This window comes from Lactobacillus gigeriorum DSM 23908 = CRBIP 24.85, from assembly GCF_000296855.1.
GTDB lineage: Bacteria > Bacillota > Bacilli > Lactobacillales > Lactobacillaceae > Lactobacillus > Lactobacillus gigeriorum.
The window spans coordinates 1-15,778 of the sequence record NZ_CAKC01000057.1 but is presented as its reverse complement, the minus strand read 5'-3'; the positions used below and the strand labels follow the sequence as shown (position 1 = coordinate 15,778).

The window sequence follows — 15,778 nt, the reverse complement described above, 5'->3', positions numbered from 1 at the left end:
AGAACGAGCCATGTTCATTCAAAAAGAAATTGAAGGTATGGAAAACGTAGCTGTAATTACAAGACCGGCTTCTTTAACAGTGGATGTAGCAAAAACATTAGGTGCAGCTGCGATTGTTAGAGGTACGCGAAATGCACAGGATTATGTGTTTGAACAGCAAATTGGGCAATTGAATGAACAATTAGCCCCAGAAATTGCTACGGTTTTGTTGCCGACATCACCTAAGAATTCAGCAATCGCTTCAAGCATGATTAAGGAGATTGCCAAGTTCGGGGGAGATGTTTCTGATCTAGTGCCCCAATTAGTTGCTCAAAATTTAAATCAAAGAAGAAAAGAGCTGTAGCATATGAAGCATCTTACAAAGAAAGCAAGAAATTGGCTAATTACAATTTTGACAGTTGTTGTACTTTCAGTGACTGCACTCTGGCCAACGGATTATTTCTTGGAAAGTCCAGGGGAAGTTTTTCCAGTAGGAGAGTTTATCAAGGCTAAGACTAAAGCACCTAAAAATTTATATATGGTTACAATCAGTATAACTAACGAGCCAGTTCCTGTGATTGCTTATTTATTGAGCTTTACTCAGAAATATACTGATCGTGTGTCCAGCTCAGAACTATTGGGTGGACAAAGCAGTAGTCAATATAATGAACTACAGAATTGGTATATGGAAACATCTCAACAAGCAGCTATTTACTATGCAGCAAAAAAAGCTAAATTATTACCTAAACTGCATTATCATGGTGTTTATGTAATGGGAATCCAAAATAATTCGAGCTTCAAAGGTAAACTTCAAATTGGAGATACGGTCTTAGGCGCTAATGGACATAAGTTTAAGTCCACTAAAGAAATGATGGATTATTTACAACAACAAAAAATAGGTGCAAAATTGAAGTTAAAGGTTCAACGTAATAGTCAAACTCGAACTTTTAATGGTAAAGTTGTAACAGTTAAAGGTACTAATAAACCAGGAATTGGGATTCAATTGGTTGAACATACCACTGTTTCGACTAAGCCAACAGTCAAAATTAATGCTGGCGATATTGGTGGACCTTCAGCTGGCTTAATGTTTACCTTGGAGGCTTATCAAGTCTTTACTGGTAAAAATTTGACTAATAATCATAAAGTTGCTGGAACAGGTACGATTTCAGTAGATGGAAAAGTAGGTATGATAGGTGGAGTCGATAAAAAAGTGGTAGCAGCTGATAGGGCTGGAGCAGAGGTGTTCTTTGCTCCTACAGACAGTAGGGGCATTAAAAAATCAGAAACCAACTATGAAGTGGCTAAAAAAACCGCCAAAGCTATTCATACCAAAATGAAGATTGTTCCCGTTGCTACTTTTGAGGATGCACTAAATTATTTAAAAGCAAACTATTAGTTTAAGAATTTCTAAAGATTGAAAAGACCCGAATTTTTTCGGGTCTTTTTTGCGTATCTAATATATAAGGGGGAAAAATTATGGATATAGATAAAATAAAAGCATTTATTGTTGAACAAAAGAAGTATGTTATAGGAATTGTAATTGCAATAGTATTTTTGGGGATGTATTGGAATAGCAAAGATGAAAAAGAAGATTTCATCAATGATGCAAACACAAATACGCAATTGAATTCCAAAACTTCAAGTGAAACAATGGTTTCGAGTTCTTCAAGTAATACTAATAAGGAACAGGCATCAGAAGTAACCTGCGATATTTCGGGTGCAGTTCGACATGAAGGGGTCTATACGCTAAAAAATGGTGCGAGGATTCAAGAATTAATTGAGGCTGCAGGAGGATTAAAAGCCAATGCGCAAACCAAGGTAATCAATCGAGCAATTATGTTGAAAGATCAAGATAAGGTTTATATTCCGTATAAAGGAGAAAAAGTTGCAAGTGCAGTTACCAATACCAATAACGATAATCAAACTACATCATCCACAGCCAAATCGGAAGCATCGCCAACGGTCAATATCAATACGGCAACAGTTGCAGAATTGCAAAAATTAAATGGTATTGGACAAAAGCGTGCTGAACAAATAATTGCTTATCGTGAACAAAATGGCAATTTTAAAAAGATAGAAGATATTATGCAGGTTTCAGGTATTGGGGAGAAGACTTTTGCTGGATTCAAAGATCAATTGGCAATTTAAATTCTCTGAGCCCGGCTTACTAATAAATCTTGCACTTTGCCAAATTGGGATATTTTTTGTACTTAAAGGTGAGACGTTTTTAATCCGAACATGTGCGGTAATCATTTCGTGTTATTTCCTTTTGTTATTAATAAAAAAATATCCTGATGCCCAAAAAATAGTATTAATCTTATTGATATTATTTATTGGCAGAATGATGATGAATCTTCAGCGAAAGCCGTTGACGCTTAATTCACAACTGCAAGTTAAAATCTATCCTGATCAAGTTAAAGTTAAAGATGGCTGGCTGTCAGGAAAAGCATACGTAAATAAACAAGTGATTTTAATTTCAGGGAAATGTTCTCGATTGGAGAGTTTAAAAGCTGGACATGCAGTTGCCTTATCGGAGATTGATGGTGAATTTTCTCAAATTATGCCAGCTACGAATATTGGAGAATTTGATTTTAAGAAGTATTATCAGTCTAAAGAAATCTATCAACAACTCCGCTTGAAGAGCGCCACTGTTTCAGTTATAAAAAAAGTATCAATTATCGATCGGCTACATTTTTGGCGATATAAGTTGCAACAGTATTTAAGTAGGATGCCAAAATTATTATCATTTTTTTCAAGCGAGCTGATTTTAGCAGAGAATCCTTTCTCTGAAACAAAAAGTATTTTGGATAATTACCGTAATCTGGGAGTAGTTCATCTATTAAGCATTTCTGGGCTACACGTCGGTATTTATACGTCTATAGTTTCGATAATTTGCTATTTTTGCAAAAGAACTGAAGGAGAGGCATTCTTTTGTTGCTTGCTTGTATTATTGATAGGAATCTTCTTAAGCTTGGGACAGCCCGGATTTGTAAGAGCTAGTTTAATGTATATATTAAGTCGAATCTTGAAATTTAAACGAATATTGCTGTTGAAAATAGACATATTGGGATTAACTTGTTTGTTACACTTGCTAATGGTACCGAATTTATTTCTTGGTGTAGGAGCGTTATTGAGCTATTTGTTGGTTTTAGGCATTCAATTGACGCAAAAACTGTCAAGATTTAAACAAGCGGTTTGTTTAAATACACTTATTACGCCACTTTTATTGTTCTTTTTCTATCAATTCAATGTATTAACAATTTTGTTCAATTGCTTGATTGTACCGTATTTTAACTATTTAGTGATTCCGAGCGTGTTTGTTAATCTGATTTTGTTTCCAGTTATTCCTGCTGTTTCAAAAGAGTTGGATAAAGTTCTATCTATCACAGAACGATTATTAGGATTGATTGCACATAGTAATGTAGGTTTATGGACTTTTGGCAAGATTAATTGGTGGCAATGTTTGTTACTACTGATACTGGCTGCTGTAATCACAATTAAATTGAATGAGCGAATTTCTAGAAAATATCTTAAGAATTGGATTGCTTTACTAACCATTAGTTATATTCTTTGCTTTGTTAGTATTCATTATCCATGGAGAGGGCAAGTAACTTTTATCGATGTCGGTCAAGGGGATAGCATTTTGATTACTACACCAATTTTTAGAAAAGTATATATGATCGATACTGGTGGAAAATTGAATTTTTCAGGTAAAAAAAGAGAACCACAACTTAACAAGATAACTATTCCATTTTTGAAGGCCGAGGGAATTAATCAGATTGACGGTGTTTTCTTAAGTCATCAAGATGCTGACCATGTAGGTGATTTGAAGCCATTGCTTGAGCAGGTGAGGGTTAAAAAACTATATTTTGGAAAAGGAATGTTAAAAAATCCTGCTTTCAGAAAAAGAATTGAAGGAAAGGTGCAACAAACTCAAATTGTAGAATTACTGGCAGGGGATGTCATAAACCAAAAGATCCCATTTTCAGTATTGCATCCTGATCATGAGGGAGAGGGGAAAAACGAAGATTCGGTAGCATTAACGTTTTTATTAGCCAAAAAAAGGTGGTTGTTTACTGGAGACTTAGATCAAGCAGGTGAGATGAAAATTCTACAAAAATACTCCAATTTAAAAGTCGATTATTTTAAATTAGGGCATCATGGAAGTAGAACATCATCTAAGAAAGCCTTTCTTCAGGCTATCAAACCTAGCTTGGCTTTTATTTCTGCGGGCAGAAATAATCGCTTCGGACATCCTCATCAAGAAACGCTAAATACTCTAAAAGAATTAGGTATTCCATGGGTCTCGACTCAGGATTATGGTATGATAAATTGGTATTACGATTTATTTGGAACGACAAAATTTGAGACCAAACTCTCGAGGTAAATAATGACATTACTTAAGCTGTTTAATAATTCAAATTCAAAAAATAGACACACAGTATTGGTAGGCGAAGATGACTTTTTAAATGAATATCTCGTCGATAATTTAACTAAAGAAGCTGAGCAGAGAAATTTGGAAAAAGTGATTATCGATTGCGAAAGCGATGGCCTAGATGAATTGATTGCTAGCTTAACCGAGGCCAATCTTTTTGCTAATGAGAGATTGGTCATCGTTAAAAATCCCTTCTTTTTAACAGCTAAAACGCCAAAAAAGTTTGAACGTGAAGTTAAACAATTAAGTGAGATATTTTCACATGTTGCAGAATTAGAAGACACGATTGTGATGGTTGCCTCATATGAAAAGCTTGATCGACGTAAGAAATTGGTAAAAATGGTAGGGGCAAATTTTAATGTCGTTGAAACAAAGATTAAGCCGTATGAGTTGTTAACAATTGTTAAAGCGTTTATTGCTAATGATGGGATACAAATTTCTGAAAGAGCTTTGCAAACTCTGATTGATCGTAGTGATCAAGTAATGGATGTAGTACTTAATAATTATTTGAAGCTGAAAAATATTGCTACTGATAATAAAATTACAGAAGATCTGATTATGCGGAATATCGATATGTCACTTTCGCAAAACGTTTTTGCCATCTTAGAAGAGGCTCTGAGAAAGGACTATCGTCAAGCTAATGAAAGGTTGGATGATCAACTTCGTGAAGGAACTAATCCAGTACAACTAATTGCAATTTTTCAAAACCAATTAGAACTATTGGTGACTGCCAAAGTTTTAGCTCAGAGAGGAAGAGATGAGACACAAATCGTAAAAGAGCTTAGCGTACATCCATACCGGATAAAATTAGCATTAAGAAATAGATCTTCAATTTTACATCTTAAGAGATTGCTGTTGCAGCTCATCGAATTGGAATATAAATACAAATCGGGTGTATATCATTCTGAAAAATTCTTGAAGATGTTTCTAGTGACTGTATAAATTTAGAGAAACAAAAAAGGGACCGAGTTAACGGTCCCTTTTAGCTTGTTAAAACTATTTAGCCAATTTAGCTAAACGGCTCTTATCACGAGCAGCCTTGTTCTTGTGGATCAAACCTTTAGTAACAGCTTTGTCCAAAGCACTTTCTGCTGCTAAACGCAACTTGGAGGCTTCTTCGTCGCCAGCTGCAGCTGCAGTCTTGAACTTCTTAACAGCAGTTCTTAACTTGTTCATTTCAGCAGCGTTACGCTTTCTAGCTTCTTCTTGAGTCTTTACACGTTTGATAGCTGATTTAATTTGTGGCATGAAATTCACCTCCGTTAGTCGATAATTTTACATTAACTGATTATACTTAAGAAAATGCTGAGATGCAAGGTAAATTATCCTTGCTTTTTAAAAAAATAGCAGGTATCATTATATTTGTTGTGAACCACTAACGCTGTTTATGCGTTAACACCTGACGATAGACGTTGTTAGTGGCAATTATTTTTTGAAAGGTGATATAACAATGGCAATTTCAAAAGCTAAGAAGAACGAAATTATTAAAGAATACGCAACTCATGAAGGCGACACTGGTTCAGTTGAAGTACAAGTTGCAGTTTTAACTGCTGATATCAACAACTTGACTGACCACATGAAGAGCCACAAGCACGACCACCACACTTACGTTGGTTTGCTTAAGAAGATTGGTCATCGCCGTAACTTGCTTCGTTACTTGCAAGAAAACGACATCGATCGTTACCGCGATTTAATCAAGAGATTAGGTTTGCGTCGTTAATTTTTTCGAAAGTCAATTCTGTTTTCAGAGTTGGCTTTTTGTTTTTGTCATCATAGCTTGCTTTATGCTAAAATTGAAACAGATTATTACAGCGTTGAGATCAAAAGCTCCATAAATAAAATTAAATAATAGAAAAGGAATAATGATGGCAGATCAAATTAAGATTATGATTTTGAGCGGCGTCCGTGAACAAGGAAAGGACATGTTTGCTGTTCAAGTTAATGACGAAATTTTTGTATTAGATGCTGGTTTAAAATATCCAGATAGTTCTTTATTTGGAATTGATGTAGTAATTCCTGATTTAGAATTTTTTGAGCAATACGGTGAAAAAGTTGCTGGGATTTTTCTAACCCATGGTCATGCAGATTCAATCGGGGCCTTACCTTATATTTTACGTAAATATGATATACCCGTTTTTGGTTCGGAATTAACAATCGAGTTAGCAAAAATTGAAGTTAAACGTGAAAATAAACGGATCAAAAATAATCTTTTCAATGTGATAGATGCAGACACTGAGATTGATTTTAGAAATGCAAGTGTTTCGTTCTTCCATACTACTCACTCGATTCCAGATTCTTTAGGAATTGTAGTTCACACAGGTGCCGGTGAAATAGTTTATACTGGAGACTTTAAGTTTGATCCTACAGCAGAGGAAAATTATCGAACTGATATGGATCGTTTGGCAGAAATCGAAACCAAAGGCGTACTTGCCTTATTAAGTGACTCATCGAATGCTGAATCATGGTATCCAAGTGTTTCTGAACAAGATATTGCAAATTATGTTGTTGATGTTTTTAGAAATGCAAAAGGTAGAATAATTGTAGCTGCTAAAGCTTCAAATCTTAATCGTGTTCAAGAGGTTCTTAACGCAGCAGCGATAACTGGACGTAAGGTTTTGCTAACTGGTAGAGACTTGGCTAAGATTGTAAGAACTGCAATGAAATTAGGCTACTTGAATGTACCTAAGGGTTTATTGATGCGTGTGAAGGATCTAAAGACGGTTCCTGACGAAGAAACGGTAATTCTTGAAACAGGAAGAATGGGTGAGCCGCTTAATTCTTTACAAAAAATGGCTAATCGTAGACATAGCATGATTAAAATTCATGAGGGGGATTTAGTATTTATTGCTACGACTCCTTCACATGCTGTGGAAACTATGGTTGCCGAAACGAGCGATATGGTATATCGAGCAGGTGGACGAGTAATAGAACTTGGTAGAAGCAAGAATACAAGTGGCCATGCCACTGGAAGAGACTTGCAAATGCTGATCGATACCCTTAAACCCAAGTTTTTATTCCCTGTTATCGGTGAATATCGTTTAATGGAAATTCATAAAAATTTGGCGGTTAAGACGGGGATGAATGCTAAGGATATCTTTATTGCCAAAAATGGTGAATCTTATACCTATGATCATAAACAAAAACGGTTCTTCTTATCTGAACCAGTTCCTGGAGAAGATATCATGATTGATGGTTCAGGCGTTGGTGATGTAGGTAGTATTGTTCTTAGAGACCGTGAAATTTTATCCGATGATGGTATTTTCATTGCTGTTGTAACAATTGATCGCAAAAAGAAAAAAATTATTGCTCAACCTCAAGTAACAAGTCGTGGATTTGTTTATATTAAAGCAAATCGTCAATTAATGCGTGATTCAATTGAATTGATAAAGGAAACTATTAATAACAATTTTGAGCATAAAAAGTTTGATTGGACAGAATTAAAGACTGATATCAGAAATGATTTAGAAAAATTTTTATATCGTCAAACTAACCGTCGTCCTGTCGTTCTACCAGTGGTGATGGAGGTAAATCAAAATCGGCATCGTGTCATGCAAAAGAAGAATACGACCACTACTAATGATGAAAATACTGCTAAACCTACTAAAAAGCCCCAAAGTAGAAATGGCAGAAAACCAACTGCTAAGCGCCATCCTTTGAATGTTACAAAGGCAGGAAAAAAGATAGTTGAAAAAAACGATAAGGATCAATAATAATGAGCTTAAGTCAAAAAAATTTTTATCGATTGGCTCAAGAGAAATTAGATCAAAATCAAGTAGTTGAAGCAATTAAGCTATTAGAAGAAGGTCTAAGCCAAGGATATGACCACAAATTGGCTATGTTGCTATGTAAGCTATATTTAGATACTGAAGAAGTAGATCAGGCATACTCTTTGATTAAAGAGGAAACTGATCTTTTTTCAGATAAGAAGGTCTATCAGTTATATCTCTTGATTTTAAAACATGCGCATTTCTATATTGAATGGCTCCAAATAAAGGCCTTGTCTGGTAAGCTTCCTGATATTGCAGTTGAACCAGTAGGTGAGCAAGAACAGCTGAATATTATGAATCAATTTAAGCAAGCAAGAAATGTAACTTTAGGAATGTATCAAGATCTATTTAAGCTTAATTTGACGAACTTTGTTTCATTTACTCAAAGCTTATTATTAGATCCTACACTTGAATTTGCCACCAGGCTTACATTGCTTGAAGATTTAGTAAAACTAAAATTAACCCCAAAAACGTCTGTTAGAGTATTGGATAAAATTGAAGTTTTTATTCCTGCAGAGACAGAATTACTAAGAAAATCACCAATTTATCGAGAAGTCGTTTATGGGATTGGTGATAGATATCGCAATCGACCAAATGAATTGCCGTATATTTTAGGGTTAGTTAATTTGTTTATAGGCGCGCTTTATCCAAAAATTCCGGAATATATTACAAATACTGCCAGCTTTACTAAAAACTTATTATCGTACATTGAAACCGGAAATGGCTATGAAGATCAAGAAATATTAACAAAAATTAATCAATTTTTGCCAAAATAATTGTTGTAAATAGTTTACTTTTAAAATGGATCTAGTATAATTAGCTAAGGTTATTTTCATTACGGACTTCCGATATTTTTTACTAGGAATTTGTTAATGAAAGTAGTACAATATTCAACAGAGAATTATCCGTTAGCTTATCTCAACGGACTTCTTGCAAATTTACAGGAGGGTCATTTTAATGGCAGAAAAAGAACATTACGTTAGAACTAAGCCACACGTTAACATTGGTACTATTGGTCACGTTGACCACGGTAAGACCACTTTAACCGCGGCTATTACTACTGTTTTAGCTAAGCAAGGTTTGGCAGAAGCTAAGGACTACGCTGGTATCGATGCAGCGCCAGAAGAAAAGGAACGTGGAATCACTATCAACACTGCCCACGTTGAATACGAAACTGAAAAGCGTCACTACGCTCACATGGACGCTCCAGGACACGCAGACTACATCAAGAACATGATTACTGGTGCTGCTCAAATGGATGGTGCTATCTTGGTTGTTGCTGCAACTGATGGTCCTATGCCACAAACTCGTGAACACATCTTGCTTGCTCGTCAAGTTGGTGTTAACTACATCGTTGTATTCTTGAACAAGACTGACTTAGTTGACGATCCAGAACTTGTTGACTTAGTTGAAATGGAAGTTCGTGACTTGTTGACTGAATACGATTACCCTGGTGACGATGTTCCTGTTGTTCGTGGTTCAGCATTGAAGGCCTTGGAAGGTGACGAAGAAGCTCAAAAGCAAATCATGGAATTGATGAACATTGTTGATGAATACATCCCAACTCCAGAACGTGAAACTGACAAGCCATTCTTGATGCCAGTTGAAGACGTATTTACTATCACTGGTCGTGGTACTGTTGCTTCAGGACGTATTGACCGTGGTCAAGTTAAGGTCGGCGACGAAGTTGAAATCGTTGGTTTGGTAGAAAAGGTTCTTAAGTCAGTTGTTACTGGTTTGGAAATGTTCCACAAGACTTTGGACTTGGGTGAAGCCGGCGATAACGTTGGTGTATTGCTTCGTGGTATTGACCGTGACCAAGTTGTTCGTGGTCAAGTTTTGGCTGCACCTGGCTCAATTCAAACTCACAAGTCATTCAAGGCTCAAGTTTATGTTTTGAAGAAGGACGAAGGTGGTCGTCACACTCCATTCTTCTCAGACTACCGTCCACAATTCTACTTCCACACCACTGATATTACTGGTGAAATTGAATTGCCAGAAGGTACTGAAATGGTTATGCCTGGTGACAACACTGAATTCACTGTTACTTTGATTAAGCCAGCTGCCATCGAAAAGGGTACTAAGTTCACTATTCGTGAAGGTGGTCGTACCGTTGGTGCCGGTCAAGTAACTGAAATTCTTGACTAATTTCTAACGATATAGTTAAAAGAGATGCACTTCTTCATTGAAGTGCATCTTTTTTTGCTCAGAATTTGTTTTTTCTTCCTGTTTAGGGTAAGATAACTTAGTATGCAAGTAGCAAACTCAATTTTGACATTGGAGGTATTTAATTAATGTCTGTAAAATGGGAAAAAACCGGTAAGACATCCGGAGAACTTACTTTTGATATTTCAAAAGATGAAATTAAATTAGGTTTGGACCAAGCATTTAGAAGAGTAAAGAAGAACTTACGTGTACCTGGCTTTAGAAAGGGCCACGTATCTCGTGTAATTTTTGATCAATACTACGGTGAAGAAGCATTATACGATGACGCTTTGAATCTTGTATTGCCAAACGCATATGATGCTGCTGTCAAGGAAGCAGGAATTGCTGCTGTAGGTCAACCATCAATTGAACCTGTTTCAATTGAAAAGGGCAAAGACTGGACTTTGAAGGCAACTGTTGCTGTTGAACCAGAAGTTGAATTAGGCGAATACAAGGGTATTGAAGTTCCAAAGCAAAACACACGTGTTTATGCTAAGGATATTGATGCAGAACTTGAAAAGCGTCGTGAACAAAATGCCGAATTAGTTTTAAAGAAAGACAAGGCTGAAAAGGGCGACACTGTAACTATCGATTACAAGGGTACTATTGATGGTAAGGAATTCGATGGTGGTTCAGCTGAAAACTATTCACTTGAATTAGGCTCAGATACTTTCATTCCTGGATTTGAAGACCAACTTGTAGGTCACGAAGCTGGCGATGATGTTGATGTAGTTGTAACTTTCCCAGAAAATTATGGTGCAAAGGACTTAGCAGGTAAAGAAGCTCACTTCGCAACTAAGATTCATGAAGTAAAATCAAAGCAACTTCCAGAATTAGATGATGAGTTTGCGAAGGATGTAGATGACTCAGTTGAGACTCTTGATGAATTAAAGGAAAAGATCAAGAAGGAACTTAAGGAACAAAAGGAAAGCGAAGCAGCTGACAATATTCAAGAAGCAGCTATCGAAGGTGCTGTTGCTAACGCTAAGATCGATGAAATTCCTGATGCTATGATTCAAGATGACGTAACTACTCAATTGAACCAATACTTAGGTAACATGCAACGTCAAGGTATCGATCCTCAAACTTTCTACAAGTTAACTAACACTAATGAACAACAATTGCGTTCACAATTTGCTGTAAATGCTGCTGAAAGAATCAAGACTAACTTAGTACTTGAAGCAATTGTTAAGAAGGAAGATTTGAAGGCAACTAAGGAAGAAATCGACGAAGAAATCAAGAACCTTGCAAGTGATTACAACATGGACGAAAAGACTGTTCGCAACACTTTGAGTGATGACATGTTAACTCACGATATCACTGTACGTAAGGCAATGGATTTAGTAACTGATAATGCAAAGCAAGTTGCTAAGGCTAAGCTTGAAGAAAAAGAAAGCGAAAAAGCTGATAAGTAATATTTAACTACTTAATTCAAAAAGGTGGCTGTTGAGCAGTCGCCTTTTTTGTAATGAGCAAAATTGCTTTATTATCTGCATTTTTATGATAATCTAGAAAATGTAGATATTAGGAGGAATTAACGATATATGGCAAATCAGTTTACTACTCAAGAAGAAATTAGATGTTCTTTTTGTGGCAAAACTCAAGCTCAAGTAAAGAAAATCATTGCAGGTAATGGTGTTTACATTTGCAATGAATGTGTTGACCTTTCAAAACAAATTATCGATGATGAATTGAAATCAGATTATTTGAAGACAGCTCGCGAATTACCAAAGCCAATGGAAATCAAGGAAAAATTGGACGAATATGTAATCGGACAAGAAAATGCCAAAAAAGTATTGTCTGTTGCTGTTTATAACCACTATAAGAGAATTGGCCAAGCAGACTTTGATTCATCAACTCAGTTGCAAAAATCGAATATAGCTATGATTGGACCTACTGGCTCAGGTAAGACTTATTTAGCACAAACTCTTGCGCGAATTTTAAATGTTCCATTTGCAATAGCTGATGCAACTACTTTAACAGAAGCTGGTTATGTTGGGGAAGATGTTGAAAACATCTTGCTTAAACTATTGCAGAATGCGGATTACGATATAGACCGGGCCCAAAGGGGAATTATCTATATCGATGAAATAGATAAGATTTCTAAAAAGGCCGAAAATGTATCAATTACACGAGATGTTTCTGGCGAAGGTGTTCAACAATCGTTGCTTAAAATTTTAGAAGGTACAATTGCATCAGTTCCACCTCAAGGGGGAAGAAAGCATCCACAACAAGAAATGATTCGTATGGATACAACGAATATCTTATTTATTGTTGGTGGAGCTTTTGATGGAATAGAAGAAATTGTAAAGAATCGTCTTGGTAAGAAGACTATTGGTTTTGGTGCTGAAAATGAGATCAATAGTTTAGATACCAAGAATTGGAATCAATATTTAACTACAGGTGATTTAGTTAAGTTTGGTATGATTCCAGAATTTATTGGTAGAATTCCAGTTATCACTACGCTTGATAAACTCGATAATGATGATTTGATGAGAATCCTTACCGAACCAAAGAATGCTTTAGTAAAGCAGTATCAAAAATTGCTATCATTGGATAATGTTAAGCTAACTTTTACTGATGAAGCATTGAATGCAATCGCAGATTTAGCAATTGAAAGAAACATGGGTGCTAGAGGATTAAGAACAATCATTGAAAATGCGTTAATGGATATTATGTATCAAACCCCAAGCGATGAAGATATTCTGGAAGTCAAGGTAACTGATGATGTTATTCTTCATCATGCTCAACCAATTGTTATTAGACGTGATGATGAGGACCTAGAAAAGGTTTCAGCTAATGATAATTAAAAACAGTGAGTATGCAGTTAGTGCTGTAAGAGAAGATCAATATCCAAAAGACGAACTCCCTGAGTTAGCAATGGCTGGCAGATCAAATGTCGGAAAGTCTAGTTTAATTAATACTTTTGTAAATCGAAAGAATTTAGCAAGAACGTCTTCTCAACCTGGTAAAACGCAAACCTTAAATTTTTATCGTGTTAATGATGAGTTTTACTTAGTTGACGTACCTGGCTATGGATACGCACGTGTATCACAGAAGAAAAGACAAGAGTTTGGAGAAATGATTCAAGATTATCTAGAAACTCGTGCCAATTTAGAGGGTATCCTAATTTTAGTTGATGGTCGTCATGAACCGACAAAGGACGATATTGCAATGTATCAGTATGCGCAATATTTAAATATTCCAATTTTAGTCGTAGCTACGAAGATTGATAAGGTTAAACGAAATCAACGGAACAAGTCGATTGCTGGAATTAAAAAGGCAATGAACTTAAGACCAGAAGATGAGCTATTAACTTTTAGTTCATTTGACAAAACTAATTTAGATAAGTTATCTACTTGGATTGAAGACAAAGTTAACGCTAAAAGCAACTAAGTATTATTTTTTTAGTAAACGTGATAGAATATGCGTGGGTAGGATCAACTACCTAGCAAGAACTATTATTTTAATACACTTCTGTTGCTGATATATCATTTCAGGGATCGATATATTAGTACGACTTTCTATATCTTTTTGAGGAAAATTCTGTGTGAGGAGTTTTCCTTTTTTGTTTGCATAATAATTCATCTTCTGTATAATTAATCAAATATAGAAACAACAAAGATAGGGGAATATGTAATGATCACAGTTTCTGATTTGAGCTTGAATTTATCTGGAAAAATGCTTTATGAGGATGTGAATATTAAATTCACTCCTGGTAACTGCTATGGTGTTATTGGTGCTAATGGTGCAGGAAAATCTACATTTTTAAAGTTGCTAGAGGGTAAAATAGAGCCTACCACTGGTCAAGTAATAATCGATCCCAATGAACGGATGTCGAGCTTGAATCAAGATCACTTTGCATTTGAAGAATTTACTGTTTTAGAAACGGTGATTCAAGGACATAGAGAGCTATATGCCGTAATGCAAGAAAAAGATCAATTATATGCTAAGCCAGACTTTTCTGATGAGGATGGGGTAAGAGCAGCTGAGTTAGAAACTAAATTCGCTGAGTTAGATGGCTGGAATGCCGAAGCTGATGCATCGAAGTTGCTTCAATCAATGGGAATTGGCGAGACGATGCACACTCAAAAAATGAGTGAATTGCCAGAATCAGCAAAAGTTAAAGTATTGTTGGCACAAGCTTTATTTGGTAATCCAGATATTCTCTTATTAGACGAACCAACTAATGGTTTAGATGTTCATACTGTTGATTGGCTTGAGGAATTTTTGGCTGATTATCCAAATATTGTGATTGTGGTTTCTCACGACCGCCACTTCTTGAACCAAGTATGTACGCAAATGTGTGATGTCGACTTTGGAAAGATAACTTTATATGTTGGTAACTACGATTTTTGGTATAAGTCTAGCCAATTGGCTACAGAGCTTGCTGCCAATCAAAATGCTAAAAAAGAAGAAAAAATCAAGGAATTACAAGAATTTATTGCTCGTTTTTCGGCTAATGCCTCAAAATCTAAACAAGCAACTTCAAGAAAGAAACAATTAGAAAAAATTACGCTTGATGATATTAGACCTTCTTCAAGAAAATATCCATTTATTAAGTTCGATTTACATCGTGATTTAGGTAATGATTTACTAAAAGTCGAAGATGTTTCATATAGCGTTGATGGTAAAAAGATTTTGGATCACGTTTCTTTCATTATTAGACCTAAAGATAAGGTTGGCTTCTTGTCGCGTAATACCTTGGCCACTACTGCCTTGCTTGATATCATTGCGGGTAAAATTACGCCAGATACGGGAACAGTTACTTGGGGTCAAACTACAGCATTCAATTATTTATCTAGGGATTTAAACGCTAATTTCAATAATGATGAATTAAGCATTTTAGATTGGTTAAGACAGTATGCTACTAAAGAACAAGATGATAATACATTTCTTCGTGGCTTCTTAGGGAGAATGCTGTTTAGTGGGGATGAAATTGAAAAGAAAATCAAGGTTTTGTCTGGTGGCGAAAAGGTTCGTTGCCAATTATCAAGATTGATGTTAGAACCAGCAAATGTCTTGGTATTAGATGATCCAACTAACCACTTGGATTTAGAGTCAATTACTTCTCTAAATGAATCACTTAAATCATATCAAGGTTCAATTTTATTCACTTCACATGATCATGAGTTCATCCAAACTATTGCTAACCATATTATTGAGGTTGGACCTAAAGGTACGATTAGTAGGGCTGATACTACTTATGATGAATTTATTGATAGCCCAGACATTCAAAAGCGTGTAGCAGAATTATATTAATTTGATTGAGAAATAAACGAAGGCGTTTATTTCTTTTTTTGCCTAAAAAGTAACTAAGTGTAAAATAATTTGCGGTAAGGTAAAGAACAAATGAAAAAGGAGTCAAATCCCCCTAGGGACTTGACTCCAA

14 protein-coding genes are annotated in these 15,778 nt (G+C 35.6%); 13 read left to right on the top strand and 1 reads right to left on the bottom strand.

What is annotated here, in order from left to right; genetic code table 11:
- From BN52_RS05385 to holA, 5 genes are all read left to right on the top strand, one after another.
- Positions 1 to 343, top strand: a 343-nt coding sequence (locus BN52_RS05385) for a nucleotidyl transferase family protein (protein WP_040473428.1), incomplete at its 5' end; no start/stop codon positions are given.
- 3 nt (positions 344 to 346) lie between these two features.
- Positions 347 to 1,375: a SepM family pheromone-processing serine protease gene (locus BN52_RS05380; protein ID WP_008473318.1), complete on the top strand. Its 1,029-nt coding sequence runs from the start codon at positions 347 to 349 to the stop codon at positions 1,373 to 1,375.
- 80 nt (positions 1,376 to 1,455) lie between these two features.
- On the top strand, positions 1,456 to 2,127 hold the full coding sequence (locus BN52_RS05375; protein ID WP_008473317.1) for a helix-hairpin-helix domain-containing protein: 672 nt from the start codon (positions 1,456 to 1,458) through the stop codon (positions 2,125 to 2,127).
- 199 nt (positions 2,128 to 2,326) lie between these two features.
- Positions 2,327 to 4,366 (top strand): DNA internalization-related competence protein ComEC/Rec2, encoded by a 2,040-nt coding sequence (locus BN52_RS05370; protein ID WP_008473316.1) that lies wholly within the window; start codon positions 2,327 to 2,329, stop codon positions 4,364 to 4,366.
- A gap of 3 nt (positions 4,367 to 4,369) precedes the next feature.
- On the top strand, positions 4,370 to 5,356 hold the full coding sequence (gene holA / locus BN52_RS05365) for a DNA polymerase III subunit delta (RefSeq protein WP_008473314.1): 987 nt from the start codon (positions 4,370 to 4,372) through the stop codon (positions 5,354 to 5,356).
- A gap of 54 nt (positions 5,357 to 5,410) precedes the next feature.
- Here the strand turns inward: holA and rpsT are convergent, their stop codons facing one another.
- Positions 5,411 to 5,662 (bottom strand): 30S ribosomal protein S20, encoded by a 252-nt coding sequence (gene rpsT / locus BN52_RS05360; protein ID WP_008473313.1) that lies wholly within the window; start codon positions 5,660 to 5,662, stop codon positions 5,411 to 5,413.
- A gap of 202 nt (positions 5,663 to 5,864) precedes the next feature.
- Between rpsT and rpsO the strand changes: the two genes are divergently transcribed.
- The 8 genes from rpsO to BN52_RS05320 all read left to right on the top strand — a co-directional run bounded on the left by rpsO (position 5,865) and on the right by BN52_RS05320 (position 15,648).
- A complete protein-coding gene (gene rpsO, locus BN52_RS05355) occupies positions 5,865 to 6,134 on the top strand; it encodes a 30S ribosomal protein S15 (protein WP_008473312.1) in 270 nt (89 codons plus the stop codon).
- Between the two features lie 145 nt (positions 6,135 to 6,279).
- Positions 6,280 to 8,124, top strand: coding sequence for a ribonuclease J (locus tag BN52_RS05350; RefSeq protein WP_008473311.1), 1,845 nt, complete (start codon positions 6,280 to 6,282; stop codon positions 8,122 to 8,124).
- Between the two features lie 2 nt (positions 8,125 to 8,126).
- Positions 8,127 to 8,957, top strand: a complete 831-nt coding sequence (locus BN52_RS05345; protein ID WP_008473310.1) for a hypothetical protein — start codon at positions 8,127 to 8,129, stop codon at positions 8,955 to 8,957.
- Between the two features lie 181 nt (positions 8,958 to 9,138).
- Positions 9,139 to 10,329, top strand: a complete 1,191-nt coding sequence (gene tuf / locus BN52_RS05340; RefSeq protein ID WP_008473309.1) for an elongation factor Tu — start codon at positions 9,139 to 9,141, stop codon at positions 10,327 to 10,329.
- A 146-nt stretch (positions 10,330 to 10,475) separates the two neighbouring features.
- A complete protein-coding gene (tig, locus tag BN52_RS05335) occupies positions 10,476 to 11,801 on the top strand; it encodes a trigger factor (RefSeq protein ID WP_008473308.1) in 1,326 nt (441 codons plus the stop codon).
- Positions 11,802 to 11,930: 129 nt separating this feature from the next.
- Positions 11,931 to 13,196 carry an ATP-dependent Clp protease ATP-binding subunit ClpX gene (clpX, locus tag BN52_RS05330; protein WP_008473306.1) on the top strand — a complete coding sequence of 422 codons (1,266 nt, stop codon included), beginning with the start codon at positions 11,931 to 11,933 and terminating at the stop codon, positions 13,194 to 13,196.
- Entirely contained in the window at positions 13,186 to 13,782 is a 597-nt protein-coding gene (gene yihA, locus BN52_RS05325) for a ribosome biogenesis GTP-binding protein YihA/YsxC (protein ID WP_008473304.1), read from the top strand. The genes clpX and yihA overlap by 11 nt, the downstream gene beginning before the upstream one ends.
- A gap of 243 nt (positions 13,783 to 14,025) precedes the next feature.
- On the top strand, positions 14,026 to 15,648 hold the full coding sequence (locus BN52_RS05320; RefSeq protein WP_008473303.1) for an ABC-F family ATP-binding cassette domain-containing protein: 1,623 nt from the start codon (positions 14,026 to 14,028) through the stop codon (positions 15,646 to 15,648).
- Positions 15,649 to 15,778 lie beyond the last annotated feature (130 nt).